A 3,642-nucleotide genomic window follows, 5' to 3' on the forward strand; every position below is an offset into this window, starting at 1 on the left:
GGCTTTTTGTTGCCACACCCAGGTTTCTTGAACGGAGGTGTCACCCATGTCCGAAAAAGAGTCCATCACCACCCTGCTCACCTTGCTGGACTCCCGTCAGGCTCGCTTGGCCGCGGCCTGCAAGGAAATTGCCGACTGGGTCGATCATCAAGGCGGGCACCCCACCGCCCTCAGAATTCGTGATCGCCTGAACGACATCGAGAAGGACACGCCGCTGATTCGGCACACGCTGTCGTCACTCAAACCTGTCGACCCGCCTCTGCCCAGGTTCAGATGATCCGTCACGGATTTGCACTGCGAGGACAGGCCTGATTCGGGCAGCATGATCGGTGACAGTGACGTCTCCGAACGTTTGGCTGCCCGCTGGATTTCCATCCTTTCTTACAACCCGGCCTGGCTGCGGGCACACATGAACAGAAACCCCATTACTTGTCGACGCCCTTGCGCGCCGGCTCCATGACCTCGCGCAGGGACATGCGCTTGAACGCCTCGACCAGAGCTCGCCCTTCCTCTGGCGCACAAGTAACCGCCAGGCGCATGGTCGCCTCGCCCAGGTGCCAGATCAAAAACGCGGATTCCCGAACCTGCTGCTCATCGCTTTGCGCAAAGACACGAACCATGGCCTGGGCCAGCAGCGTTCCGGCAATCCGGCTCTCCCCCAACTCCAGCTGCAACAGCTGCTTGTCGGCCTGCATGCCGGACCAGATGTCACGCATCACCGGTGTCGCCATCACGATCTCGTAATACAGATCGAGCAACTGCGAATAGGCTGCCTGCAAGCCCCGGGCATCCTCGACAGCCTCCATCGCCTGTGTAATGCAACGACGACTTTCAGCGTTGTAGCGTTCGGCCAGTGTGCGGATGACGGAACTCTTGTCGGGGAAATACTGATAAAGGGAACCGATCGAGATCCCGGAACGCTCGGCAATTTCACTCATCTTGAGTTGGTCGCAGCCTTTGTCCGCAATCAATTGAGTCGCCACTGTCAGAATCCGCTCCTGACGTTCGCGGCTGCGTTGTTGCGTGGGATTGCGTCGAGCCGCTTGCACAGCAGGCTGTTCGAGGGCTTCAAGGGTCTTTTTGCGCACGAGTGAATTTCCCGGTCAATAACGTGACATGTACTCACCTTAGCATCGCATCCGCCAACGCCCAATAACAGATGTCCATCCGTCGGGGACTCCGATCCGCTGGTTGACGACAAAACATGAGTATCTATCATCTTTTAAACGTGAGCACCGCTCACATTAACCGATGGAGATGAACGTGATGAAAACCGATCAACCAATCACACTGGTCCTTGGCGCCACGGGCAAAACCGGGCGGCGAATCACCCAACGACTCGAGGCTGCCGGCCTGGCCGTTCGCCAAGGCTCCCGCCATGCGAATCCCCCTTTCGACTGGGAAGATCGATCAACCTGGGACGCGGTGATAGATGGCGCTCATGCGGTCTACATTTCCTTCCAACCTGATCTCGCCGTTCCAGGCGCCCTTGAAACCATTCAGGCGTTCACCGACCTGGCAGTGAAAAGCGGAGTCCGCAAACTGGTCTTGTTATCCGGGCGCGGTGAGATCGAAGCGGAACAGGCCGAACGTGTCGTACAGAACAGCGGGATTGACTGGACGATTCTGCGGGCCAGTTGGTTCTGCCAGAATTTCAGCGAGGCGCACTTTCTTGAACCCATTCTGCAAGGCGAACTCGCACTCCCCGTCGGCAATATCGCCGAACCCTTTGTCGATGCAGAAGACATCGCCGAATGTGCCGTCGCCGCACTGACCCAACCCGGACATACCAACCAGCTCTATGAATTGACCGGTCCTCGGGCGTTGACCTTTGCCGAAGCCGTGACCGAGATCGCCAGCTCCACCCATCGCAACATCGAATTCGTGGCCGTACCAGCGGATGCCTATCGACAAGCATTGGAACAGGAACAACTTCCCCCGGAGTTGATCGATCTGGTGCTGTACCTGTTCACGTCTGTGCTCGATGGCCGCAACACGCCCGTGACCGATGGCGTACAACGGGCACTGGGTCGGCCGGCACGCGACTTTAGCGACTACGTACAGCGCACTGGCGCTACGGGCATCTGGGGAAATGGAAGTCCGACGTAAAGCAGTGGCGAGAACCCGCTTCGTCGACTAGGGTTTTTTGCGTATCGAACTGCGACGCCTTTATTGGCAGGAGCCTGATCAAGGAGAAACCCATGTCACTCAATCGTAGTGCCGAACAAACCTACCGCCAGTGGTCCACCCCGATTCTGCTGGAACTCAAGGAGCGARAACATCAAATGAACCCGTCAGACCGCCAGGCTTTGGAAAACGTACTGCTGGAAAGAAGGCTGATCGATACCGGCAACCCGACCGGCAGCGATCGCCGCAAGGCAGACCCGGCGTCCTGAAGCATCAGGCAACCACGATCAAGATAGAAATAATGGAGCGGAAACAACCAAGGGTTTGCACAGCGCTCGCTCGCGAACCCTTGATTTCAGATAACGCCGGGCAACGGAATCGATGGCTCTGCCGCGCTAAAACCACCCACTACGCTCGTCTTCCAACTCCTGGCGGCACTGCTTGAGTTGGGCGCTGTAAATCTCTGACTGCTTTTGCACTTTCTGGGCAACCTGCATCAGCCAGGGTTTACTGCGATAGGTATTGCGGCTATAGCCCCCACGCCCTTCGTGGTAAGCCAGGTACTGATTGTAGGTGTCCCATTTGGAGATCCCCAACTGACGCTGGGTGCCAGTGGTGTACCAACCGATAAACATGATCGCGTCGTCGAAGCTGTCACGCGAACCACCGTTGCCAGTATCGCCCTTGTACTCGCCCCACACCGGATCTTGAGCCTGCGCATAACCATAAGCCGAACTGACTCGCCCCCAAGGGATTACCCAAAGCAGATAGTCACGAGGCGGCAATGCATCTGCCACGAAGCTGCTTTCCTGCTGCATGATCGCCATGGCCACATGTGGAGGCGTCCCATATTCACTCTGCATTTCCAGCGAKTCCTCGTACCAGTCCGGATACTCACGGTAAATACTGCAGAGATTGCCTTGATCTTTGGGTGGCGTAGTCGTGCAACCTGTCAAAAACATAAACAACAAAGCCAACAGCGAAACTTGTCTTTGTTTCATCCAGCACCCTCAAAAAAAATAAGGGCATAAAGTGCCCTCCGATTACCGCAAGGAGCCTGAGTCGGGCCGTTGCAGGCAAAAACTTCAGAAGACATCCATCTTGACCACGTCACCCTTATTGAGAGACTGCTTTGTAAGTCCCTGTTGCAAAGCCAGGCCCTGCAAGGACTTCATGCCTGAGGTGATTCTTTTTGCGTGGGCATGACCGGGTAGTCCGTTCGGATGCGTAACGTGATGAACTGGCATCGGTCTGGGTGAGGCAGCCATAGCCTCGGGGGTCGCCGACCAGCCGCATCTAACCCGGGTCTACAAGTCAATCATGGGCGCTACGCCGGGCGAGTTCTGGCGCAGTCGAAACAGTCGCGCCGTTTAATAAAAATGCTCACTCAATCACGTATTCGACGGCGATTGCGGCGTATCAGGATTGAGCTGCTGACGCCTGAATTGTCCAGGTGGCTGGCCGTGTATCTGGCGGAAGCGTCGCGAAAAATAGGCCTCGTCGGCAAAGCCGCAC

6 protein-coding genes are annotated in these 3,642 nt (G+C 56.7%); 3 read left to right on the forward strand and 3 right to left on the reverse strand.

All coding sequences use genetic code 11. The annotated features are described in order from the left end of the window. Positions 1-46: 46 nt before the first annotated feature. Positions 47-277, forward strand: coding sequence for a hypothetical protein (locus ACXRVY_RS20080; RefSeq protein ID WP_056724476.1), 231 nt, complete (start codon positions 47-49; stop codon positions 275-277). Between the two features lie 148 nt (positions 278-425). Here ACXRVY_RS20080 and ACXRVY_RS20085 read toward each other — a convergent pair whose 3' ends face one another. After that, entirely contained in the window at positions 426-1,088 is a 663-nt protein-coding gene (locus tag ACXRVY_RS20085) for a TetR/AcrR family transcriptional regulator (protein ID WP_223463716.1), read from the reverse strand. Positions 1,089-1,266: 178 nt separating this feature from the next. Between ACXRVY_RS20085 and ACXRVY_RS20090 the strand changes: the two genes are divergently transcribed. Further along, complete coding sequence (locus ACXRVY_RS20090; RefSeq protein ID WP_223463715.1) at positions 1,267-2,109, forward strand: NAD(P)H-binding protein; 843 nt, start codon at positions 1,267-1,269, stop codon at positions 2,107-2,109. Between the two features lie 92 nt (positions 2,110-2,201). Further along, a complete protein-coding gene (locus ACXRVY_RS20095) occupies positions 2,202-2,396 on the forward strand; it encodes a hypothetical protein (protein ID WP_458238068.1) in 195 nt (64 codons plus the stop codon). 126 nt (positions 2,397-2,522) lie between these two features. On the opposite strand, the gene ACXRVY_RS20100 is transcribed toward ACXRVY_RS20095, so the two are convergent. Both ACXRVY_RS20100 and ACXRVY_RS20105 read right to left on the reverse strand, forming a co-directional pair. After that, on the reverse strand, positions 2,523-3,128 hold the full coding sequence (locus ACXRVY_RS20100; RefSeq protein WP_458238069.1) for a transglycosylase SLT domain-containing protein: 606 nt from the start codon (positions 3,126-3,128) through the stop codon (positions 2,523-2,525). 390 nt (positions 3,129-3,518) lie between these two features. Further along, positions 3,519-3,642 (reverse strand): helix-turn-helix domain-containing protein (locus ACXRVY_RS20105; RefSeq protein ID WP_458238070.1); only part of this gene is annotated, 124 nt, incomplete at its 5' end.

The sequence above is a fragment of the Pseudomonas sp. P5_A2_2 genome, from assembly GCF_054177685.1.